Below are 22,151 nucleotides of genomic sequence, written 5' to 3' on the forward strand. Positions count from 1 at the left end.
GAGAGTGATCGTAATGGCCGATGTATTGCCGTTCCAGAGATTGTCGCTTGCCAAGGTATCAACCAATTCCGTGCATGATCGGCACAATCTTGTGACCATTCGCAATATGGCCCGTCCCTATGAAGACCAACGGCCGGCCTGGAGAGAGGCGACTTCGCCTCAATGGAAGGATCTCATCGATCGGATCGTAGAGGCCCGTTGCGCAGGGAAACCGGTCATCTGGTCCATGGGCGCTCATGTCATTAAAAACGGATTGTCCAGATACGTTATCGAACTGGTTCGAAACGGCGTCATCACGCATGTGTCCGGCAACGGGGCAACAAGCATCCACGACTTCGAACTGGCCTTTCTTGGCGAAACGTCTGAGGATGTGGCCCAATCGATCGAGGACGGATCGTTCGGGATGTGGGAGGAAACAGGCAGATACATGAATGAAGCGATTAGGCAAGGCAGCGCGACTGGCCTTGGGTATGGCGAAAGCTTGCATCGTTACTTGTCGACCCATCCGGAACGTTTCCCCTATTATGATGATTGCGTCTTTGTTCAGTGCCAACAGTTCGGCGTGCCGTATACTTGCCATATTTCGATCGGAACAGACATCATTCATCAGCATCCTATCGCGGATTATGAAGCGCTTGGGCAAGCAAGCGGCCGTGATTTTCGCACTATGTGCCAGTCCATCGCAGGTTTAAACGAAGGCGGCGTTTTTCTTAATTTCGGCTCGGCCATTTCGGGTCCCGAGATATTTTTGAAAGCGGTCAGCATGGCTCGCAACACCGGGTTGGGCATGAAGGGCATCACCGCCGCGAATTTCGATATCGTACCGGCTGACGCCAGCGGGAAACCGCCAGAGACGGCGTCCGACTATTATTATCGTCCGAGGCGCAATTTCGTAGATCGGCTGGGGCAGATTGACGGTACCGGCTACCTGTTTCAGGGATTGCATCAGGAGACCATCCCTGCCTTGTTCCATACGGTGCTGGATCGGATAAAGGAACAATCCTTGACTTTTCGGCCTGTAGACCGCGAGGCGGCGCCGAAGCTTGAGCGGGAACGCATGCAGCTATTCCCGATCGCGGAGAGGAACAGTAAATTCAGGCTGGGGTCGACAGTATCCGAGCATCGGCAATTGTCGGAGGACTATGACCCGCCTCGATTCGCTGAAATGGCGGAGCGGCTAAGAGAAAGCAAAAAAAACGGCAAGCCCCTCCTGGTTTCGTTAGGCGGCAATGTGCCGGGCAGCGGAACGACAGCGGCCATGGGCGAGTTGGTAAGGCAAGGCATGATCGATCATGTGGCGGTAAACGGCGCTTGCGCTTTTCAGGATTTGGAATTGGCTGCTTTTGGTCATACGGATGAGGATAGCAGCGGAGCGTTGAGCAACGGCAGGCTTGGCATGTGGCGGGAACCGTCGGAGATCGTTAACGAAGCGCTTGCTGCCGGTTATCCGCTCGGGCTGGGCTACGGTGAAAGTTTGATCGCTTATGTACAGCAGCATGCCGAAAAGTTCCCGTTTCTCGCCCATAGCCTGATCGGCAGTTGCATAGACGGCGGCATTCCTTATACGGTGCATATTACGATCGGCACGGATGCGGTGCAGCAGCATCCTGATGCTGATTTTCGACAGCAGGGAGGAGCGAGCGGCCGGGATTTTCTGATCTATTGCTCGACGGTTTCACGGCTGGAGGGCGGAGCTTTTCTGAATTTCGGCTCCACGGTCATCGGCCCGGAGGTTTTTCTCAAGGCTTTGTCGATCGTACGCAATTTGCAGCATACGGTCAAAAATATTACAACGGCTAATTTTGATATTGTCAAGCTTGGCAACTACCATATGAAAGTTGGCTATGAGGACTGGGACTATTACTATCGACCAAGAAAAAACATTATTCATCGGCCGACGAGCCTTGGCGGCAAAGGGTATCATTTCGAAGGGATGCACCAGGAGACAATTCCGGCGCTTGCCAAGCAATTGCTGAGAGATGTCAACGCCAGAGAGGAACACGTATAGATGGAGAACAAACATTTGATAGCTTCGGGGCATCTGCATGTTTATGAAGGAATGTCCAAGGAGCGCGTGGAGGAAGTTGTCGAACGGATCGGCAATTTGCGGGCGGCGGTAATCGGGGATGGCTGTCTGGATGTCTATTGGGATGCCGATATGTCGTTGAGCACGCTATCCCGGGAAACGCCGCATTATTCGTTGCCGATCATCGGAGAGCGGGTGTCTCCAGGAGCCGGCGGCAATGTGGCTATGAACTTGCGGGCGCTTGGCTGCCGGGAAGTGTCGTTTTGCACGGCAACGGCGGATGATTGGCGAGGAAATTTGCTGCATCGATGTTTGGAGGATAACGGGATTAACGATAGCTACAGTCTGAGTCTCAAGCAGTGGGTGACGCCGGCATATTGCAAGCCTATACGCCATGGGCTGCAGGGAGTCAGTCAAGAAGACCCGCGTCTGGACTTTATTAATCGGCGTGCTTTGAGTGCGGATGAGGAAAAAAAAATGATAGCGGCGCTTGATGAAATGATGCAAACGGCGGATATAGTGGCCGTTACCGACCAGTTGCCGCTAGGGATCATAACGGAAGCAGTGCGCGTCAGATTGCAGTTCTGGTCGGCTCGGGGAAAACAAATCGTGGTGGACAGCCGCGATCGAATCGGCAAATTTAACGGCGTCTGCATCAAGCCAAACGAAATCGAATCGCTGCAGGCACTGGGCCTGGATCCTCGCGAAGGCGAGATTTCTTGGGAACGGCTTCTGGATGCGGGTAAACAGCTTCAGAACAATAATGAAGCTCCGTGCTGTATGACGATCGGCTCCCGTGGAGCCTTGTGGTTCGACGGCGGAACGCCGGTCTGGGTTCCGGGTCATCCGGTGAAACCTCCATTGGATATTGTCGGAGCCGGAGATCATTTCGCATCCGCGTTTCTTTGTGCAAGAGGTGCGGGGTGCAGCGGTCCCGAATCCATGTTTTTTGCGCAGCTTGGCGCCGCGGTAGTCATACGTAAATTAGGTATGACGGGGACAGCCGACAGACAGGAAATTCTGGCGAGGTATGATGAAATCATGAATGGGAAAACGGAAAATAAACATCAGTAATTGGCCTCGCGACCAGGCAGGATGACAGGGATTTCGCTTGTGTTTGCCGGAGCGGAAGATTAGAATGAATAGCAAGCGAGATTGCAGGTTTGCAATTTATTATTTTTTCGCATAAGGGAGCTATGGAGATGGCGGAATCAAAGGTGTTATATCTGCAAAAGGTCAAAAATCAAAATGTGTCGCATATCCTTCATAAAATTTGGGAGCATGAAGCGATATCAAGAATCGAGCTTGTACAAATGACGCACTTGACTTCGGGCACGATTACAAATTTGACGCAGGAGCTCATATCACACCGCCTGATTAAAGAATCGGAATCGATTTCGGATTCGGTTGGCCGCAAGCGCGTGAATTTGAGATTTGACAACAGCTACTATTATATTATCGGAATTGATATTGGCAGAACTTCCGTCAGTGTCGTATTAAGCGAGCTGACCGGCAATATTGTTGATACGGTGGAATACGGTACGGAAGGGATTACCAACCCGGAAGAAGTGCTGGCGCTAATCGAGCCGTACGTACATAAATTGCTGGGTCAGGCGGAATCCCGAAAACGTAAAGTGATTGGCATTGGCGTTAGCATACCGGGGCCAATGGATCAGCGCACCGGCAAATTGATCAATCCGCCGGGATTTCCCGGATGGGCAGGATATCCGATTCGCCCAACGCTGGAGGAGCGCTTTAAGACAAAAGTTTTTATCGAAGATGACGCGCGGACTTCGGCACTGGCAGAACGTTGGTACGGAATAGGACGAGATGGACGCGATTTGGTATTCGTAACGATGGGAATGGGTATTGGCGGCGGAATCGTTCAGAATGGCCGAGTGCTGCATGGTACGAACGGTTTGTACGGCCAAATCGGGCAAATGAGCCTGATGACGCATGGCGGCGCCGGAGCTGCTATTAGTTATGACTGCTGGGAAAATCTCGGATCAATCCCCGGCATCCTGAAACGATGGTCAGGCAATGGGGACTTTCGCGATTTTATTGTTCAGGTTCGGGCTCAGGAACCGCATGCGGTAAAGGTCATGGAGGATACGCTTCGTATGTTGGAGGCCTCGCTTACTTCGTTAATCAACTTGTATGATCCTGATGTCATTGTGTTGGGCGGCAAACTTTATCCTTATCTTTCTCCGCATATGGAGGCCATTGTTGAAAATGTTCGTTCTCGCGTCTTTGATTTTGTGCAGGAACGCGTCATAATCGAAAAGGCTTTTTATGGGCAAATGCAAAGCTTGATGGGAGCCGTTGCGCTTGTTTTTGGTCATGTGCAGGAAAATCCTCTGCTCGTTCTTGGAGCCGACTAACTTGCCGATAGAACCAGAGCATGCCGGAAACGGCGCTTGACCGGTAATTAACTTAATCTATAAATTATATACCGATGATAATGGAGGTTGTTCGGATGTTGCTAACGGTTGAAAAGCTCGAGAGACGGGTAAAGGAATTATCGCCGTTCCGTTATACGAATAGGCAGGAGATTGGCCAGTTCTTATTTTGGAAAGACGAGGCTGCGGAAGTTGCGGCAATGCCGCCGCAAGATGCGGAGTGGACTGAAGTAGGTCTTGGATATCGATGGGGAGATCGTGACGTAACGGCTTGGCTCCGAACGGAAGTCACGCTGCCAGCGCATCAGGGGCGCAACATTGTGGGTCTGTTCAATTTCGGCAAAACGGGGCCTGGACATACTTCCGGCTTCGAGTCTCTATTATTTATTAACGGCACGCCTTTTCAAGGAGTTGGCACATTTCATCAGGAAGTTTTTTTTCCGGAAGAATTGGCTGGTCGGAAGATTGAGCTTCTGTTCAAAGTATGGAGCGGGCTTCCCGGGTTCGGGCCGATGTCCGAACTTCGCCATGTCCTTCAGCAAGCCGAGATAACGCAGCTTCAGCAACAAACGGACGATTTGTACTTCACCTCCAGTGCGACGATGGAGACGATTAAGGTGCTGGAATCTAATAGTTGGGAACGCCATGCGCTGGTTAAAGCCGTAGATCGGGCATTTCTGTTAGTGGATTATCGGAACCCTGGCAGTGCAGCATTTTATAATAGCGTAGCTGCCGCCGCGGTCAAGCTGCACGAAGAAATCGAAAGCATTCCGAAAAATAATGAGGTTACGGTACGTGCCATCGGCCATACGCATATTGATGTCGCTTGGCTGTGGCGGTTGAAACATACACGGGAGAAGTCGGCCCGTTCATTTTCTACCGTACTTCGGCTGATGGAGAGATATCCCGAGTATGCGTTTCTGCAAACACAACCTCAGCTATACGATGATTTGTCACGAGATTATCCCGTGCTGTTCGAGCAAATCAAGGAACGCGTCAAGGAAGGCCGCTGGGAAGCGGGCGGCGCCATGTGGCTGGAATCGGATTGCAATATTCCGAACGGAGAGTCGCTGGTGCGCCAGTTGATGTACGGCATGCGTTACTATGAGCAAACCTTCGGCGTAAGCTGCGACTATCTCTGGCTTCCGGACGTATTCGGATATAGCTGGGCTTTACCGCAAATTTTAAAGAAATCCGGCATCAACTACTTTATGACGACCAAAATCAGTTGGAACGTATACAATCGTTTCCCGCATGATACGTTCTACTGGCGCGGCATTGACGGCACGGAAGTGCTGACGCACTATATAACTACGCCCGAACCTGGGCAAGCTGCAGATAGCTTGACCAAGTATTATACCTACAATGGTCAGGTATTGGCCGAAACGGTGAACGGGATATGGAAAAATTATCGCGACAAAGAGGTCAACGATGAATTGCTGCTGGCATACGGCTGGGGAGACGGCGGAGGCGGTCCTACCCGCCATATGCTGGAGATGCGTCGAAGATTAGAAAATATGCCAGGCTTGCCACATGTGACTACCGGCAGAGTTGACGAGTATTTCCATCAACTGGAGCAAACGGTGGACAAAAGCGATCGTTATGTGCATCGTTGGAACGGCGAGCTTTATCTGGAGCTGCATCGCGGTACGTACACGTCGCAAGGCTATGTGAAACGCATGAACCGCGAGATGGAATCGCTGCTCCATACAGCGGAAGCCGCAGGGGTACTTCATGGGATTGTAAGCGGGTTCAAAGACTATCCTAAAGATACGCTGGATGAAAGCTGGAAAATCGTATTGCGCAACCAATTTCACGATATTCTTCCCGGTTCGTCGATTGCCGAAGTTTATGAGGATTGCCATGTGGAATATGGCGAAGCAGAACGACTTGCGCGCGAAGCGTTAGGAACCAGCTTGTCTGGCCTTGCAGGACGTTTGCCGTTAGCGCCTGCCGGGGAGCAATGCTGGATCGTTGTAAATTCGCTAGGAATGGAAAGGGACGAATTGGTCGAACTGGCATGGCAGGATGATTTTGCGATTGGAGGCAGCTGGACGGATGCGGAAGGCAACCATTTGACAGCCGAGGCGGTTGTCAAAGAATCGGGAGAGCGTTCGGTACTCGTTCGGATTCCGAACATTCCCGCATTTGGCTATAAGACCATTTCGTACAGCTCGGCCGTGGAGTCAGACGTAAACGTTGCAGAGCCTGCCATTATCGTCAAAGCGCAAGGTTTATCCACGCCATTTTATGAGTTGACCTGGAATTCGCATGGCCAATTGGACCGTTTGTATGACAAACGAACGGAAAGAGAATTAATTGCCCCGGGCGAAGCGGCCAACCGTTTTGATGTTCACGAAGATAAGCCGACTGCTCACGACAACTGGGAAATCGACATTTTCTATTACGAAAAGCAACGCCAAATCAATGAGCTGCAGTCGGTTGTTATTGCCGAGCATAATTCTTTGCGGACGGTTGTGCGCATGGCATGGCAGGATGGAGAAACGGCACTCAAGCAGGATATGATTGTTTATCCCGACAATCCGCGCATCGATTTTGTGACTTGGGTGAGCTGGCAGGAGCGCGAACAACTGCTTAAGGTTGCATTTCCGCTTAATGTCAGCTCTACCTATGCCACGCACGAAATTCAGTTCGGCAATGTACGCAGGCCGACACATTGGAATACGAGCTGGGACTTTGCCCAATTCGAAACCTGCGCGCAACGGTGGATTGATCTATCCGAGCGCGGCTGCGGAGTCAGCTTGCTCAACAATTGCAAATATGGCCATGATGTCCGGGACAATGTGATGCGTCTTACTTTAATCAAGTCATCCAACGATCCGGATCCGACTTGCGATTTAGGAGAGCATGTATTTACCTACTCCTTGCTGCCTCATGACGGAGATTGGTTCGAAGCCGGAACGTTGGAGCAGGCCGCAAGGTTAAATACAAAGCCTGAAACGTTAAAGCTCACTAATCTGGCGCAAGGCTCTGCAGAAGCGATACCACTGACTTTTGGCCTGTTAGCTATAGAAGGCGGACATGTGGTCGTGGACACGGTTAAACGTGCCGAGGATTCGGACGCTTTGATTGTGCGCTGTTACGAGTACGCAGGCATGCGCGGCAACGTATCCCTCAGGTTTAACGCTTCCGTAGCGGAAGTGGCGGAGGTGAACCTGATGGAACGCGAAGCACGGGAGATCGCTCATCAGTCGAATCAGTTTGCGGTTCACTTCACCCCTTATGAGCTTAAGACGTTCAGGGTGGTACTAAGTTAGGACATTAGGAAAAGCCGACCACGAGGTCGGCTTTTTGGCGTCGGCGGTTAGAATGGCGATGCACGATGCCTTGCTACGCTTCCCGTGCTCCATGGTTAGTTTCCTTGCAGAGCCGGATCTAGCGTTTCATGCCAAATACGCAGCGCTTCGGCTGTAGACGGCTGCAAGGAAGCTCCGGTTCTGGTTTTCAGGGTGAAAGGAAGACCTTGCAAAGCGGCCAAATATTTGGCGGTAGCGGTAAAGCCGTTGGAAATCAGCGCATCCAGGCATAAAAGTTCGCGATGTAGCAGTTGAACTTCATCATCCACTATTCCGCCGTTTTGCTGCAATCGGTTCCAAAGTCCGATATTGAGATTAGCCATGGCTGTGGAGGTAATGGCCATAATGCCGTTCGCTCCAGCGGTGATAGCCTGCACAAGAAAAGCCGTATTCGCTTGAAATACAAGGCTGTCCGGCGCTATGGCAAGTTTGGCCGTGATGCCTTCCAACGTCGAAGTTGTATCTTTGATTCCGCTTACCCCATGTTCGGAGACCAGTGTCCCATACACTTCCGGCGGGATATAGTGCGGGGCTACGCCGGGAAATTCATACAGGATGAGCGGCAAGGGTGAGGCCGTCGCCAGCTCGGCGAAATAATGCAACAGACGACTTGGATCATGTCCATAACCATTGGGCGGTATGGCTACCAATGCAGAAACCCCGGTTTCGGCCATCCGCAGAAGCTCGTCGCGATGGGCGGTCGGGTCGCTTCCAGCGTTGGCAGTTGCTACAACAGGGATATTTCCGGCACGTTTTACGGCGATTCGTGTCAGTTGCAGCCGTTCTTCGGCGTTTAAAGTAAGCAATTCGCTGCTGCCGCAAGAAGCGAAAAGCGCTTGGGGCTGTTGCGACAATTGCCAGTCGACATAACGTTCATAGGTTGCATAATCGATTTCTCCCGATTCGTGAAAAGGGGTAAGCAGCAGAGAGTAAACACCTTTGACTGGTACAGATACAGTTGGGTTATTCATATGATCGCGTCCTCCCGTTTGTGGGTATGATGTTCGTTCGGGCTATGATGATGATGATCATCATGATGGTGATGGTGATGGTCTGAATGATGGGATTTTTCCTGGTGCCAAGTGGGGGTATTTCTCTTTTGACGCGACTGCCCAAGTGCTGTTAATTGATGCGACGACAAACGTCCGACAACAGCGCGCAGCACATTGGGACGATTAGGCAAGTCCCGGGTACCTGCGCCATAACCAATTTGCTCTACAATCATGGATGGCAGCCCGGTCAGGAAATAATCGGCAAGTCCCGCCACGATTGCGGCGCCTGTTGGCGTCGTCAATTCGGCATTGACTTCGGAATGGGCGATCGGAACATCCAGCAACAGCTCGAGAGTAGCTGGCGCGGGTACGGGATATAAGCCATGATCGCACCAAATATAGCCGCTTCCAAGCGGAATTGGAGACGCGATGAGGAGGTCGGCGCCCAACGAATCGAGGGCAAGAGCGACGCCGATCATATCGATAATCGAGTCCAGCGCGCCTACTTCATGAAAATGAACATGTTCGATCGGGACATTGTGAATACGAGCCTCCGCTTCCGCCAATTTGGCAAACATGGTTAAGCTGTCTCTGGTCACCCTCTCGTTAAAATTTGAAGCTTTTATGATTTGAACGATATCCGAATAATGACGATGATGCGATGGAGCCGTTTCGTTGTCAATCGTTATTTCCAGCTTGATAGAGGAAATACCTTCCTTCATAACGGGCCGCCATTGCAGAGAGAAGGGCTCTGTTTGCAACTTTATCAGCTCTTCCGCGATATATTCGCGGCTCGCCCCGGCGTGGACCAAAGCGGCTAAAGTCATGTCGCCGCTAATGCCGGAGAAACAATCCAAATATACGGTTTTTAGCATGAAGGGCTCCTTTCCGTCATAGGAAGCAACTTGAAGATGCGTATGGCGGCACAAGCTGCGCCGAATCCATTATCGATGTTGGTGACCGTCAGTCCAGGGGAGCAGGAGCTGAGCATAGCCAGCAGCGGGGTGATACCGCCGAGACCTGCTCCGTATCCAACGCTGGAAGGAACGGCAATGACCGGTTTGGATACAAGCGAGCTCAATACACCAGGCAGAGCGCCCTCCATGCCGGCTATAACGATGATAACGGCCGATTGGCGAATGTCCGGCAATTTGACGAGCAACCGATGCAATCCGGCAACGCCCACGTCATAGATACGATTGACAGGGAGTCCAGCGAATTCAATGGTCAAAGCGCTCTCTTCGGCAATCGGCAGGTCGGAAGTTCCGGCACATACGACAGCTATCGTTGGACGATCTTGCGCCACTTCGGGCTGCATGCTTCCGATAGTAAGCACTCGTGCGGCATTATGATAGATTGCGCCAGGTATATGTTGCTGGATATAAGACGCTTTGTCCGCGGATACCCTGGTGGCTAGAACAGGGAGATGATTGTCGGCAAGTTTTTTCGCAATGGCGCTGATCTGCTCGGCGCTTTTGCTTTCGCCATAGATGACCTCGGGAAAACCGGTGCGTCTTTCCCGGTCCAGATCGATCCGGGCGAAATCAAGTTCCGCGATTTGACCTTCGGGCATGCCGCCGGCGATCATGCCGATCTGCCTGGCCGCGGTTGCGATATCCGTTTCTCCTGCTTGCACGGATTGCAGTAACTGTTCCAAATGGTTCATCATGCACCTGCCTCGTTAACGCGCAGGGCAGCTCCAAGCCGTTCATTCATGCTGCCTGTTCGATATCCTTGCAAGTCGAGCGTCACATAGTTAAAACCGAGCTGCCGCAGGCGGCGATCAACTTCGGCGTTGTATTTAAACATTAATTCCATCTCATCGGGGTCGATTTCAATACGGGCGATTTCTCCATGGTGTCTGACTCTGACCTGATAGAAGCCGAGAGAGAGCAGATAGGTTTCCGCTTCATCCAGCTGATCGATTTTCTTTCTGTCGATTTCAGTACCGTAAGGAATACGCGACGACAGACAGGCAAAGGACGGTTTGTTCCAGGTCGGAATCCCCATCGCGTAGGATAATTGCCGAATTTCCAGCTTGGATAAGCCGACTTCCTGCAAAGGACTGCGCAGTCCTTGCTCTTGCTTGGCTTTAAGGCCAGGCCGGTAATCGCCCAAGTCATCGATATTGGATCCGTCCCAAATAAATAAACAGTTCAGTTGTTGCGCCGCCTCGTTTAGATGGGAATAAAGTCCGGTTTTGCAATGATAGCATCGATCGGGTTGGTTAGCGACGAATTGCGGGTTAGCGAACTCGGAAACCGATGTTTCGTGCACCGCGATGCCGTAACGCCGGGCAATCATAATGGCGGCATTATATTCGCGGGTCGGGAAGGTTTCCGATGCGGCGATGGCTGCGACAACTTTTTCTCCGACCAGCCGATGCGCGCGAATAAGCAAGTAGGTACTGTCGACGCCGCCGGAATAAGCCAACATTATTTTTCCTTCCCCGGCCATTTGGGTAATGATTTCGCCGAGGCGGCGGTCTTTATCTAACGTTAGCCGGTCAGGTGGCTGCTTTGCTTGCTTTATCGACATGGGAACAGTTCACCTCATTTCAACATGGATGTTATGGTTTACATTCAATCGACTCCATTATACAATAAACTTAATCAATAAGTAAATTAGAATTCGCCAATTATGCAAATGGATCAAGAGAGGGGATTTGGCATATGCACGGAACAAATCTGTACAGAAGCTTTCGCAACTATGGCTGCAGGATTACCGATGATTTAATGTACAAAGGTTATCGTTCGCTCATTGTGGAGAATGAGCATTTGCTCATTCATATCCTGCTGGACAAGGGCAGCGAACCTATCCGTTTTTTACATAAACCGAGCGATATGGATTTGATTTGGGTAACCAGAATGGGGATCCAGCCCGCTCATGCTCTGTTTCCCGATTATCAGACGACCTATACGGGAGGGTGGCAGGAAATGTTTCCGGAGGTCAGTTACACGCATGAGCAGAGCGATACGGTGATCCATCGCGGAGAATCTGCGGTAACTCCCTGGGATTACGAGATATTGTGCGACAATGAGGCGGAAGTGAGCATAAAGCTGACTAACCGCTTGCGTTCGATGCCTTTTCTCATTGAAAAAGAAATTTGCTTGAAATCCCGAGAAGCCATTTTTAGAATCAATGAAAAAATAACGAATGAATCGCCAACGGTCGAATTGCAGGCTAATTGGGGACATCATCTGGCCTATGGCAAGCCGTTCCTTACTGAGGCAACCAAGGTCGAGTTGTCAGAAGGCGCCGTTGTTTGCAATCCGGTAAGCGGGGAAAGCTGGAGCTGGCCGTACGCTAAGCAGGATGGACAAAGCATTGATTTATCGCAAATGGCTGCTCCGGGTACAGAGCGAGATTTATTGTATATAGAGGCGCCGGATTATCGTTACAAGCTGCGAAGACCGGAGGATGGGATTTGTTTAAACGTCTCGTGGGACGGTAATACCTGGCCGTATTTATGGTATTGGCAAAACTTCCAGCCTGCGAGCGGCGCTCCATTTTACGGCTGCGAATACAATATCGGTCTGGAGATGTTTAACGTGATTCCGAAGCTGACGCTTGCCGAAGCGGCGGAAGCCGGTCAAGCTATCGTTTTTCCGCCCAGGCATACCGTCAGTGCTTGGCTGAACTTCGAAGTAACGATGAGTTAATTTTTTTTGACAAAACAGGAACAAATGTTCTAAAATGGAGAGAAAAACTATTCGGAGTTGAATGCCGGTGACCGCGAAATACGAATGGAAAAAGAACGACAAAGCTTTGTATCTGCCGAAGGAGGAGCCGGCCATTATCGAGGTTCCTGTCTTCAGGTATTTTATGATCAGCGGAGAGGGCAATCCCAATTACGAACAATTTCGGGAAGCCGTCGGAGTCTTGTACTCGTTGTCGTATGGGGTAAAGATGCTGCCCAAAAAAGGCGAGGCGCCGGAAGGGTATTACGAATATACGATTTTCCCTTTGGAGGGAGTATGGGATCTCGCGGTAGAGGCACGAGGATTAGAGGTACTGGACAAAGATAAACTTCTGTATACGATCATGATCAGACAGCCGGATTTCGTTACGGAACCGCTGGCGATGGACGTGCTGAAAACCGTAAAAGCGAAGAAGCCTCATGTCTTGCTGGACAAGGTTATGTTCGGCGAGCAGGAGGAAGGATTATGTCTTCAGATGATGCACCACGGCTCATATGACGATGAAGCGCAAAGTTTCGCGAAAATGGAGCGGTACTGCGATGAGCACGGGTTAAAGCGAATCTCGAAGGTTCATAAGGAAATATACATATCCGACCCGAGGAAAACTCAGGCGGACAAGCTTCGTACCGTGCTTCGTTTCCGAGTGGAGAAAAACGAATAAAAAGCGATCGTCAGCAATGCATTGGCCAAGAAAACGTTAGGTTGGACGCCTCGGCATTCGTGGAGCGATCATCGAGGAGAAACATCCTAATTAGTGCCGGTAAAAACATAAAAAGTCCAAGCTCTTGAGCTTGGACTTTTTGTTGATGCGGTCGAGAGGACTCGAACCTCCACGGTTGTTACACCACTAGAACCTGAATCTAGCGCGTCTGCCAATTCCGCCACGACCGCATGTCTAAAGTAACGAGATTTATAATAGCATGGCTTCCAAGTGGAAGTCAACGCCAATGCTAAAGTTTAAATTTTCAGCTAATTCCATCATTTTCTCGGCGCAATGGCATGGTACATAAATCCTTATAAATCGTGGAAAGGTAAATGAAGGAATCGATGATGGAAAAAGAAAATAGACCCTAGGGGGTAGCGGAACAATGAATAGAAAAAAAACTAGTCAATCGCCGCAAGTGCTGCATACGAATAGGATGCTGCCCAGATGGAAACGGGCTGCAGCCGTGCTCTCCATGACTCTTGCTATAACGGCTGCTTTGCACCCCTCAACGCTTGCAGCCGCAGTCGACCAACCGTCGGAATCGCTTCAGCCATCCGATAGAGCCGAAAAAACGGTCTCGATCGTTATCGACGACTTCGGCAACGGGATGGCTGGTACGGAGGAGATGCTGAAGCTGCCGGTAAAAATCACCGCTGCCGTCATGCCATTTTTGTCTACGACAAAGAAGGATGCCGAAGCAGCTTACAAGCTCGGACATGATGTGCTGATTCATATGCCTATGGAGCCGAAATATGGCAAAAAGAACTGGTTGGGCCCCGGCGCCATTACAGCCGATCTTAGCGATGCCGAAGTGCGGGAGAGAGTAGAAGCTGCAATTGTGGATGTGCCGCATGCCGTCGGCATGAACAATCATATGGGCTCCAAAATAACGGCAGACGAACGTATCATGCGCATTGTGTTAACCGTATGCAAAGAGCGCGGACTGTTCTTTCTGGACAGCAAGACGAACTACCGCTCCGTCGTTTCCAAGCTGGCCCAGGAGATTGGTTTGCCCGTACTCGAGAACAATGTGTTTCTCGACGATGTGTATACGGCTGAGCACATATCCAGGCAAGTTAACGTTATTCGCAAGCATATGGAGACCCATAATCGTACCATTACGATCGGCCATGTCGGTTCCCCGGGTCTCAAGACGGCAGCTGTGCTGCAACAATCCATTCCGGGCTTGCAGGCGGAAGCAAAGATCTTGAAGCTGTCGGAGCTTATAGGTGCTTCAATTGGCGACCCATTGGTAGTGCCCAATCCCTGAAGCGATCGCCTCGGCAATCTCTAGTTGCTTGCGTGAATCGGTCAACATGCTCCGATCCTGATCATTGCTGATAAAGCCCATCTCCACAATGACCGAAGGCTGCTCCACTCTCCGCAGCAAATAAAATGGTTTTCCCTCACGCGGGAGCTGGGATGTATTTTGTTGTCGATTAAGAACTTCCTGCAGGCAGAAGGCGAGCAAGGCGCTTTCGCCCGTGTTCTGAAACAGGACAAGAGGACCTCGTTTCCTGCTGTTGCGTGCCGAGTTTACATGAAGGCTGACCATTAGCTCGCTGCCGATCTCTTCTGTTAATCCTCGGCGCTGCGAAAGGTCGCGCCTATGCCGGGAACCGGTACGGTGCCAGCGATTATCGTCGCTGAGCGCATAATCGCCTGTCCGGTTCATGACGGCGGCAATGCCTCGGCTTCGCAATAACAAATAAAGCTTGCTCGCGATGGCTAGATTAATGTTTTTTTCCAGCAGGTCGCCATGCGATGCTCCGCCGTCGATTCCGCCATGCCCAACGTCAATAATGACGGTAGTCGTTGGCAATGCCCAGCGATCGCTGGACTGGGAAGGGAATGAGGCGGCCGCCGCAACGGGATGAACCAAAAACATAAATAAAACAAGCAGTGTCAGCAAAGTTCGAATCATGATCAACGTCAACCTCCTGCGACCGGATCAGAATGATTTATTTGACGTTAGCGTGGCTGTTCGGAGGTAATCTCATACATGATTATGACCGACCTAAAGCGGGAATAATGATAGTAACAACTCGCACTATAAGAAGCTGGAGGTGGCGAAGATGAAGGGCGGAAGCGATCTTGTGAAGTATATGACGGAGCAATTCATTACGTATATGGAGACGCCGTCGGAGACGCGCAAGCAAGCAAAAACGTCAGCCAAAGCTGCAAAAGAGCCTTGGCTGACGCGATGGTTCGGATTCGGCGGCATGAGTCTGATGATGTGGTGGCGAGGCCGTTCAGGACGTCAAAGGTAAAAGGATCCTAATGGTTGCAGCAAGGAAGCAGGAATATATCGTCGGACCGGAGCATTCTCTTCGCTGTCGAGCGAGATAAAAAGCTCTCCGCCCGACCACTCCGTATATCCCGTGACGGACCACACATACGTCATCTTTCCCTGGAAGGACTTGCTGACGTACCTAAGCTCACTATTGTCTTGCAAGGCGCCGGATAAAATCGAGAGGGGATCGGCACCAATCGAATAAGGACTTTGGGTGAGCCATGGCAATCGGCCATAAGGATCGAAAGAAGCCATGGCTCCAGCAGATGAGATCGAAGCATGGGCGTTTTTAACCCCATGCTTGTTTGCGTTGGCGGCTTGAGCAGCGGCAGTGGCCCACTGTCCGGCGTCAATCGGCAATTGTTCGCCCGAATAAGCATCTGTATAATGATTTTCGGTTATTGATCCATTACCGGCAATGCCGCCCGATATTTGCCAAGCAGCCAGCAAGGGATGAATATAGAGTCGAGTCGCTTTCATGGACGTCTCGCTCAGACCTAGTCTGGTTAAAGCGGATTTTAATATTGCCGAGCTAAAGGGCGGGTATTCCCCGATGCCGTATTCGCCCAGTACATAACCTCCGCCATCCTTGGCATAAACAATCATATATCCGACAACATTTTGACCTCGTTTCATCATTACGAGCCAGCTATGCGTACCGGGTCCGAGCGCTGTCGCGCTTACCCAAGCTCCCTTCCATTCCGCAAAAGCTCCATCCGGAGAATTCGCGAGCTGTTCGGCCCATAACCGTGCTTGTTCTTTCAATGTAACGTCTTGTTCCTTGTCCAGCGTCGTCATGGCTTGTCCGGTTGCATAAATTCTTGCGTCCGTCCCGCCCGACATGCTTAACATAACCGCGAGAACGGTCGCGGCCGTTGCGATCTTCCAGCTTGTTCGCATTGTAATCACCTCTCTGGATTCATTGTAGCGGACAAGCCCCAAGAAGACTGTTGCAACCTGTCGCCCAATAGCTGCCTGGGAACCAATTCTTTTGCCGCAATGAAACGATTCCCGTCACAATGTCATCAATCTATGCCTTCCAGATGGAAAATGCCGCAGTTAATGGCGGAAGCCGTCACGCGCGGCTCGTATTGCCACTTGATTTCGGCTTGCCGCTGCATGTATTGTTCCTGAATGGCTGACTTGTTCTCGGGGAGGGCATGCTCCAGCAACGGCTCGTAATAAGCCTGAATGCGGGAAAGCTCCTCTTGCAGCCTTGCAGCAGCCCCTTCCGCCCAAGTGTAGTCGTATCCCTTGAGCTTACGCTCCAACGCCTGCTCAATTAACGTCAGCGCACGGTTGTAGGATAGGCCGTTTCGGGCTAGATGAATATTGGCAGGGAGTCTTGGCGTAAGTTTTTTATGCTGAAGACGGTCGTGAAAGTTTTCAATAATATGCCCGGTCACAAGCGACACGCCGAAGCTGTGGATTTCCTCCCGCTTGCGATCGCAAGTCAGCTCCACTCGCATATTAATGCCGAGCCATGCCGTATAAGGCGTCGAGCTGTACGGATTGCCGCCGCGCTTGTCAGGTTCCTGAAACAGGAACACATAGCTGCCTTTATTTCGAGTAGCACCAAACAGTTGATCCAGCCGGCGCGAGCCGAAATAGAGATCGTCGCGAGGAACGCGGGCTGGCGCAGCAAGGGTCGTGTGGACGAAGCCGAACGATCGGGCGAGGGCGGCATCCGCCGCTGGCGCAAGGCTTTCGCCGGCGGAGGGGCCGGGTGATGGAGTTGGCGCTTCCAGCATCGTCTCGTATCTAGTCTTGTCGGTGACAAACAGAAACGTCATCGTCTCCGGCTCCGCGCCTACACGGTCAACAAAGCTCCAGTAATAGGGACGATTCGTCAGCTCCCGATCGGCTTCCGGAGACAGCTTGACCATATAATGGGCATTCGACTTCTCCAGGATGGAGCAGCCCGTTGCTTCCAGAAATCGGCCAACGAATTTATGGATTTGTTTCTCGTTCACGGCTTCACCTCCACAGTTTGCCCCAGTCGGTCCAGCTTCACCAGCAAGTCGGGACTCTTAGCAAGTCCGACTTCGGACTTCGCCCCTTCGCGCAGCTCGGATATGGAGCTGCCGAGCTCGTCGAGCTGACGTTTCAGCTCCTGCTCGTTTCCGGCTTCTAGCAGCGCCTTCGCCAGCCGCTTCTCGATCGATTCGCCTCCGTCGAGCCTCTCCAGTATATGGTCCAGTTCGCCGATCACGAGCTCGAACAAGTTGATCTTTTCGTGCAGCAAACCTACGATATGCTCTTCGATTGTGCCGAGCGTGCACAGATTGTAGATCTTCACATCTTCGGTCTGGCCGAGTCGATGCACGCGTCCGATCCGCTGCTCTACGCGCATGGGGTTCCATGGCAAGTCGAAGTTGATCATGTTGTGGCAGAATTGCAGATTGATGCCTTCACCGCCGGCTTCCGTTGCGATCATAACCTGAGCTCTGCCGCGGAAGAGGTCCATCATCCAATCTTTTTTGCCACGGTTCATGCCGCCGCGATAGGGGACGGCGATCATATCGTTTGCGCGGAAAAATTGCAGCAGATATTCCTGCGTCGCCCGATACTCCGTAAAGATGATGACTTTTTCGTTCATCTCCTTTACAAGCTCCATCGCTTTCTCTGCTTTCGTATTGGCTTTAATGCCTTTGATCTTTTCGACGAGCCCCCAGATTTTGGCCCGGAGCGGAGAATCCTCCGACGTTTTCTTGAACAGATTGACCAGCGTCAGAAAGACGGCATCGCGGCTGCTGCATACTTCGCGCTGCAAAGTAACGAGCGACAGCATGCTGGTCATATCGCCTTCGCTTTCTTCGTAACGTTCCTTCACAAATCCGGTGACGGCATCATATAGCGCCTTCTCATCTTGGGACAGCGAGAGAGGGATGTTTTTAACGAACCGCTTGGTAAAGTGAATGCCTCCGTCGCCTCGCCGATTGCGAATCATGACATTCGACAGAGCCTCTTGCAGCTGATCTTCATTTTTCGGCAGCCGTTTATCCACGACGAAATTGGCGGCGAATTCGCTTTGCCCGCCTAACTGTCCCGGTTTGAGCAGCGTAATAAGGTTGTACAGCTCGTCGAGATCGTTCTGGATCGGCGTTGCCGTCAGCAAGAGGCAATATTTTTTGCGAAGCAGGTTGGCGAACTGATAGTTCGTCGTTTTTTTGTTCTTCAGCTTATGGGCTTCGTCGATAATGATGAGATCATAGTCGGTGCCCAGCACGAGCTCACGATGGGGATCCCGCTTGGCGGTGTCGATGGAGGCGACAACGACGTCGTAACCCCAAGTATGATCCCGTTTCTGGGCGACGGCCGAAATGCCGAATTTCTGGTTGAGTTCCCGCACCCATTGCAATACTAAAGAAGCGGGAACGAGAATAAGCGCTCGCTTGACTAGGCCGCGGACCATATATTCCTTGAGCACAAGCCCGGCTTCGATCGTCTTGCCAAGTCCCACTTCATCTGCGAGAATGGCACGGCCTCCCATTTCATGCAGCACCTTGCCGGCCGTGCCGATCTGGTGGGGGAGAGGCTCGAAGTCCGGCAGCGAGCGCAGGCATTGCAATTCTTCGAAACTCTCAACGCGCTTGGCATGTTCGGCTTCCATAGCGAGCTGGTATAACGTCCAGTCATCCCACGGACCGCCTCGAGATATTCGATTTTGGAGCTCGTCGTACCAGGAACGGTCGAATTGCAGATCGACCAGAGGATGAAGTCTACGCGTAACGGCGGTATCGCTGCTTGCCGATCCCGTGCTGGTCGGCTGGTGCGGAGACGTAAGTTGATCGGTCATGGGAAGCTCCTTCCATTCTAAAAAAGGGTGAAGTTGTCATTAGTATTGCCTTGTTGGACCATAATCATAAGACAGACTGGAAAATGAAGTGAATAACCATATATAGTGTGGTATAATATGAAGGGTATACTATATGTAGATGTTGTCGGTGTCCGTAATTGTGAATTTATTCTCGGAATGCAAAAACAAAGGAGAGAATACCCATGCGGCTCGAAGGTCTAAGCGAAAAAATATTTTTGGATCGGTATGCCAAAAAACATCCTAACGGTCAGTTATGCAAACCTGGCGATACGGTGCTCGTGCTTGTAAAGGACGATCCTAAATTCCCGACGAAGGAAGTAGGGGTAGTCACCGCTCGCCAAGGAAATGAAGTTACGGTTCTACTCCGTGGAGGAGACTCGGTGAAGACGACCGCAGACAAGCTTGTGCTGCCTCTGGAAGTTACGCCAACCGGCATGTGGAACCGTCTTGCGGAGTCTATCGCCTCTGCCGAGGAACGCCCCGATAAACGCGTAGAGTGGGAAGGACGGTTCCGCGATGCGCTGCAAGACTGGAAGCTTGTGCCGGGCGGACGCATTATGGCGGGAGCGGGAGCCAGCGACGAGCTTACGCTTTTTAACTGTTACGTCGTACCGTCGCCGAAGGACAGCCGCGGCGGCATCATGACGACGCTGGGCGACATGACGGAGATTATGGCTCGCGGAGGCGGCGTCGGGATGAATCTCTCGTCGCTTAGACCTCGCCGCGCCGTCGTGGCAGGAGTCAACGGCTCCTCCAGCGGATCCGTCTCCTGGGGCGGCCTTTTCAGTTATGCGACGGGGCTGATTGAGCAAGGTGGTTCGCGCAGGGGCGCTTTAATGATCATGCTTAACGACTGGCATCCCGATCTGTTGGAGTTTATTACGGTGAAGCAGAAGATGGGCGAGGTAACGAACGCAAATCTCTCTGTCTGCGTGAGCGACGCCTTTATGGATGCGGTGAAACGGGATCTGGAGTGGGAACTTGTATTCCCGGACACGAAGGAAACGGGTTACGACGAGCTGTGGGACGGAGATTTGGCAAAGTGGCGTGAGCTCGGCAAGCGGGTCGTTACCTATCGCAAGTTGCCCGCTCGAGAAATATGGCATGTCATGATGGAGTCGGCATGGCGTTCCGCGGAGCCGGGCGTCGTCTTTATGGAGCGGTATAACAAGCAATCTAATAGCTGGTATTTTAATCCAATTGTGTCAACTAATCCCTGCGGAGAGCAAGGCTTGCCCGGCTGGGGAGTATGCAACCTGTCCGCCGTGAACTTGTCCCAGTTTTATGACGCGAAACGGGGCGACGTGGATTGGAATGAGCTCGCCCAAGTGACCCAGTCTGCCGTGCGGTTCCTGGACAATGTCATCGATAAGACGCCTTACCACTTTGAGCAAAATGAACGAAATCAGAAGCTTGAGAGGCGAATAGGACTAGGCACCATGGGTCTGGCGGAGCTTATGATCAAGCTGGGAATCCGTTATGGGGGAGAGGAATCGATTGGTTTCCTGGACCGTCTGTTCGGCTTTATTGCGAAGGAGGCGTACCTGGCATCCTCCCGGCTTGCGGCGGAGAAAGGTTCGTTCCCGGCGTTCGACGCGGATCTGTATCTCCAAAGCGGATTTATGAAAGAGCTGGTTGCGGCCTATCCCGAGGTTGGCGAGGCGATCCGCAGAGACGGTATTCGTAACGTAACGGTGCTGACGCAGGCCCCTACAGGAAGTACGGGCACGATGGTAGGCACGTCGACGGGTATCGAACCCTACTTCGCCTTCGAATATTATCGGCAGAGCAGGCTGGGCTACGACAAGCAGCTTGTGCCGATCGCGCAGCAATGGCTGGATGAGCATCCCGGAGAGGAGCTTCCCGATTATTTCGTGACGGCGATGAGCCTCTCGGCGGAGGATCATATTCGGGTCCAGGCGACCATCCAGCGTTGGGTCGACAGCTCCATCTCCAAGACGGCCAACTGTCCTGCAGACTTCACCGTGGAGGAGACGAAGCATCTCTACGAGCTTGCTTATGATCTGGGCTGCAAAGGCGTCACGATCTATCGCGACGGCAGCAGGGATGTGCAAGTACTGTCGGCGGGAGAGAAGGAGTCCTCCGTCAAGGATGTAGAAAAGTCTGATGCGGAATCCCAAGAAAAAGCGGAATCTCCGACAGAATTTGAACAGACAGGCAATCTCACAGTTGAATTGACGCCCACGGAGACATCCAGCCTGGAGAATCCAGTATCCGCAGATAAACAATACAAGCGCCGCCCGTCCGTCTTGCGCGGAGCGACTTACAAGATGAACACGCCGTTCGGCATGGCCTACATTACGATTAACGATCTGGACGGCTCGCCGGCGGAAATATTCCTCAACGTTGGCAAGGCCGGCTCGGACGTGTTCGCCATGGCGGAAGCGCTCGGCCGAGTATGCTCGTTGTTCCTGCGCTACGGCGACCACGGCAGCAAAGTGAAGCTGCTGGTCAAACATTTAAAGGGGATCGGAGGCACCGGAGCGATCGGCTTTGGACCGAATCGCGTAGAATCTATTGCCGATGCCGTCGCGAAGGCGCTGGAAATGCATATAGAAGGGGGTCGGGAACCGCTTGATGTCGTCTTCCAGTCGGAGATGGTATCGGATGAGCTGGCGGCAGCTCAAGCTGACGCGAACGGAACGGGCGCTTATCCCGACTACGCGACCGACTCGGAAACCGGCTCTCCGCGAGATCATTTCAAACATAAAGCCGCAATTGAGACTCATCCGGATCTATGTCCTTCTTGCGGCTCCGCTACATTAATGAGTATCGAAGGATGCAAACAATGTACGGTATGCGGGTTCAGTAAGTGTAATTAGGAAAGTTAGTTCCCTTTTGAAAGCTTAGGGTTTGTTCTGGTATACTCGAATAGA

The 22,151-nt window shown here is 51.9% G+C and carries 17 protein-coding genes and 1 tRNA gene; 9 read left to right on the forward strand and 9 right to left on the reverse strand.

Going from position 1 to position 22,151, the window contains the following annotated elements; genetic code table 11:
* The first annotated feature begins 13 nt into the window (after positions 1-13).
* The 4 genes from H7F31_RS17340 (at position 14) to H7F31_RS17355 (ending at position 7,703) form a co-directional block, all read left to right on the forward strand.
* Entirely contained in the window at positions 14-2,008 is a 1,995-nt protein-coding gene (locus tag H7F31_RS17340) for a GSU2086 family protein (protein WP_187099793.1), read from the forward strand.
* The gene (locus H7F31_RS17345) at positions 2,009-3,100 is read left to right on the forward strand and encodes a bifunctional heptose 7-phosphate kinase/heptose 1-phosphate adenyltransferase (RefSeq protein ID WP_187099794.1); all 1,092 of its coding nucleotides are present in this window, start codon (positions 2,009-2,011) and stop codon (positions 3,098-3,100) included.
* Between the two features lie 128 nt (positions 3,101-3,228).
* Entirely contained in the window at positions 3,229-4,407 is a 1,179-nt protein-coding gene (locus H7F31_RS17350; protein WP_187099795.1) for an ROK family transcriptional regulator, read from the forward strand.
* Positions 4,408-4,502: 95 nt separating this feature from the next.
* The gene (locus H7F31_RS17355) at positions 4,503-7,703 is read left to right on the forward strand and encodes an alpha-mannosidase (RefSeq protein WP_187099796.1); all 3,201 of its coding nucleotides are present in this window, start codon (positions 4,503-4,505) and stop codon (positions 7,701-7,703) included.
* A 95-nt stretch (positions 7,704-7,798) separates the two neighbouring features.
* Here H7F31_RS17355 and H7F31_RS17360 read toward each other — a convergent pair whose 3' ends face one another.
* From H7F31_RS17360 to larE, 4 genes are read right to left on the reverse strand one after another with little or no spacing between them, the layout of a single operon-like run.
* Positions 7,799-8,713, reverse strand: coding sequence for a dihydrodipicolinate synthase family protein (locus H7F31_RS17360; RefSeq protein WP_187099797.1), 915 nt, complete (start codon positions 8,711-8,713; stop codon positions 7,799-7,801).
* Complete coding sequence (locus H7F31_RS17365) at positions 8,710-9,609, reverse strand: nickel pincer cofactor biosynthesis protein LarC (RefSeq protein ID WP_187099798.1); 900 nt, start codon at positions 9,607-9,609, stop codon at positions 8,710-8,712. The genes H7F31_RS17360 and H7F31_RS17365 overlap by 4 nt, the downstream gene beginning before the upstream one ends.
* Positions 9,603-10,403 carry a nickel pincer cofactor biosynthesis protein LarB gene (larB, locus tag H7F31_RS17370; protein WP_222622712.1) on the reverse strand — a complete coding sequence of 267 codons (801 nt, stop codon included), beginning with the start codon at positions 10,401-10,403 and terminating at the stop codon, positions 9,603-9,605. The genes H7F31_RS17365 and larB overlap by 7 nt, the downstream gene beginning before the upstream one ends.
* Positions 10,400-11,272, reverse strand: coding sequence for an ATP-dependent sacrificial sulfur transferase LarE (gene larE, locus H7F31_RS17375; RefSeq protein WP_187099799.1), 873 nt, complete (start codon positions 11,270-11,272; stop codon positions 10,400-10,402). The genes larB and larE overlap by 4 nt, the downstream gene beginning before the upstream one ends.
* A gap of 134 nt (positions 11,273-11,406) precedes the next feature.
* Between larE and H7F31_RS17380 the strand changes: the two genes are divergently transcribed.
* Together H7F31_RS17380 and H7F31_RS17385 are read left to right on the forward strand one after the other, a co-directional pair.
* A complete protein-coding gene (locus tag H7F31_RS17380) occupies positions 11,407-12,396 on the forward strand; it encodes an aldose epimerase family protein (RefSeq protein WP_187099800.1) in 990 nt (329 codons plus the stop codon).
* Between the two features lie 67 nt (positions 12,397-12,463).
* Positions 12,464-13,096: a GyrI-like domain-containing protein gene (locus H7F31_RS17385; protein ID WP_261800028.1), complete on the forward strand. Its 633-nt coding sequence runs from the start codon at positions 12,464-12,466 to the stop codon at positions 13,094-13,096.
* 146 nt (positions 13,097-13,242) lie between these two features.
* Here the strand turns inward: H7F31_RS17385 and H7F31_RS17390 are convergent.
* Positions 13,243-13,326, reverse strand: a tRNA-Leu gene (locus H7F31_RS17390).
* A 197-nt stretch (positions 13,327-13,523) separates the two neighbouring features.
* Between H7F31_RS17390 and H7F31_RS17395 the strand changes: the two genes are divergently transcribed.
* The gene (locus H7F31_RS17395) at positions 13,524-14,411 is read left to right on the forward strand and encodes a divergent polysaccharide deacetylase family protein (protein WP_261800029.1); all 888 of its coding nucleotides are present in this window, start codon (positions 13,524-13,526) and stop codon (positions 14,409-14,411) included.
* On the opposite strand, the gene H7F31_RS17400 is transcribed toward H7F31_RS17395, so the two are convergent.
* Positions 14,376-15,065 carry an N-acetylmuramoyl-L-alanine amidase family protein gene (locus H7F31_RS17400; protein WP_187099802.1) on the reverse strand — a complete coding sequence of 230 codons (690 nt, stop codon included), beginning with the start codon at positions 15,063-15,065 and terminating at the stop codon, positions 14,376-14,378. The two genes, H7F31_RS17395 and H7F31_RS17400, sit on opposite strands and share 36 nt — an antisense overlap.
* Before the next feature lie 151 nt (positions 15,066-15,216).
* Here H7F31_RS17400 and H7F31_RS17405 point away from each other — a divergent pair, with 151 nt between their 5' ends.
* Entirely contained in the window at positions 15,217-15,411 is a 195-nt protein-coding gene (locus H7F31_RS17405) for a YqzE family protein (RefSeq protein WP_187099803.1), read from the forward strand.
* Here the strand turns inward: H7F31_RS17405 and H7F31_RS17410 are convergent.
* The 3 genes from H7F31_RS17410 to H7F31_RS17420 all read right to left on the reverse strand — a co-directional run bounded on the left by H7F31_RS17410 (position 15,402) and on the right by H7F31_RS17420 (position 19,233).
* The gene (locus tag H7F31_RS17410) at positions 15,402-16,334 is read right to left on the reverse strand and encodes a hypothetical protein (protein WP_187099804.1); all 933 of its coding nucleotides are present in this window, start codon (positions 16,332-16,334) and stop codon (positions 15,402-15,404) included. The two genes, H7F31_RS17405 and H7F31_RS17410, sit on opposite strands and share 10 nt — an antisense overlap.
* A 125-nt stretch (positions 16,335-16,459) precedes the next feature.
* Complete coding sequence (locus H7F31_RS17415) at positions 16,460-17,407, reverse strand: YqhG family protein (RefSeq protein ID WP_187099805.1); 948 nt, start codon at positions 17,405-17,407, stop codon at positions 16,460-16,462.
* Positions 17,404-19,233: a DEAD/DEAH box helicase gene (locus H7F31_RS17420; protein WP_187099806.1), complete on the reverse strand. Its 1,830-nt coding sequence runs from the start codon at positions 19,231-19,233 to the stop codon at positions 17,404-17,406. Before H7F31_RS17420 ends, H7F31_RS17415 begins: the two co-directional genes overlap by 4 nt.
* Before the next feature lie 203 nt (positions 19,234-19,436).
* On the opposite strand from H7F31_RS17420, the gene H7F31_RS17425 reads away from it, so the two are divergent.
* Positions 19,437-22,097: an adenosylcobalamin-dependent ribonucleoside-diphosphate reductase gene (locus tag H7F31_RS17425; RefSeq protein ID WP_187099807.1), complete on the forward strand. Its 2,661-nt coding sequence runs from the start codon at positions 19,437-19,439 to the stop codon at positions 22,095-22,097.
* The last annotated feature ends 54 nt before the right edge of the window (positions 22,098-22,151 follow it).

Source organism: Paenibacillus sp. PAMC21692 (genome assembly GCF_014303795.1).
GTDB lineage: Bacteria > Bacillota > Bacilli > Paenibacillales > Paenibacillaceae > Pristimantibacillus > Pristimantibacillus agaridevorans.

Coding starts and splice junctions, on each gene's coding strand:
- H7F31_RS17340 (WP_187099793.1), top strand. CDS start 14: ATGGCCGATGTATTGCCGTTCCAGAGATTGTCGCTTGCCAAGGTATCA.
- H7F31_RS17345 (WP_187099794.1), top strand. CDS start 2,009: ATGGAGAACAAACATTTGATAGCTTCGGGGCATCTGCATGTTTATGAA.
- H7F31_RS17350 (WP_187099795.1), top strand. CDS start 3,229: ATGGCGGAATCAAAGGTGTTATATCTGCAAAAGGTCAAAAATCAAAAT.
- H7F31_RS17355 (WP_187099796.1), top strand. CDS start 4,503: ATGTTGCTAACGGTTGAAAAGCTCGAGAGACGGGTAAAGGAATTATCG.
- H7F31_RS17360 (WP_187099797.1), bottom strand. CDS start 8,713: ATGAATAACCCAACTGTATCTGTACCAGTCAAAGGTGTTTACTCTCTG.
- H7F31_RS17365 (WP_187099798.1), bottom strand. CDS start 9,609: ATGCTAAAAACCGTATATTTGGATTGTTTCTCCGGCATTAGCGGCGAC.
- larB (WP_222622712.1), bottom strand. CDS start 10,403: ATGATGAACCATTTGGAACAGTTACTGCAATCCGTGCAAGCAGGAGAA.
- larE (WP_187099799.1), bottom strand. CDS start 11,272: ATGTCGATAAAGCAAGCAAAGCAGCCACCTGACCGGCTAACGTTAGAT.
- H7F31_RS17380 (WP_187099800.1), top strand. CDS start 11,407: ATGCACGGAACAAATCTGTACAGAAGCTTTCGCAACTATGGCTGCAGG.
- H7F31_RS17395 (WP_261800029.1), top strand. CDS start 13,524: ATGAATAGAAAAAAAACTAGTCAATCGCCGCAAGTGCTGCATACGAAT.
- H7F31_RS17400 (WP_187099802.1), bottom strand. CDS start 15,065: ATGATTCGAACTTTGCTGACACTGCTTGTTTTATTTATGTTTTTGGTT.
- H7F31_RS17405 (WP_187099803.1), top strand. CDS start 15,217: ATGAAGGGCGGAAGCGATCTTGTGAAGTATATGACGGAGCAATTCATT.
- H7F31_RS17410 (WP_187099804.1), bottom strand. CDS start 16,334: ATGCGAACAAGCTGGAAGATCGCAACGGCCGCGACCGTTCTCGCGGTT.
- H7F31_RS17420 (WP_187099806.1), bottom strand. CDS start 19,233: ATGACCGATCAACTTACGTCTCCGCACCAGCCGACCAGCACGGGATCG.
- H7F31_RS17425 (WP_187099807.1), top strand. CDS start 19,437: ATGCGGCTCGAAGGTCTAAGCGAAAAAATATTTTTGGATCGGTATGCC.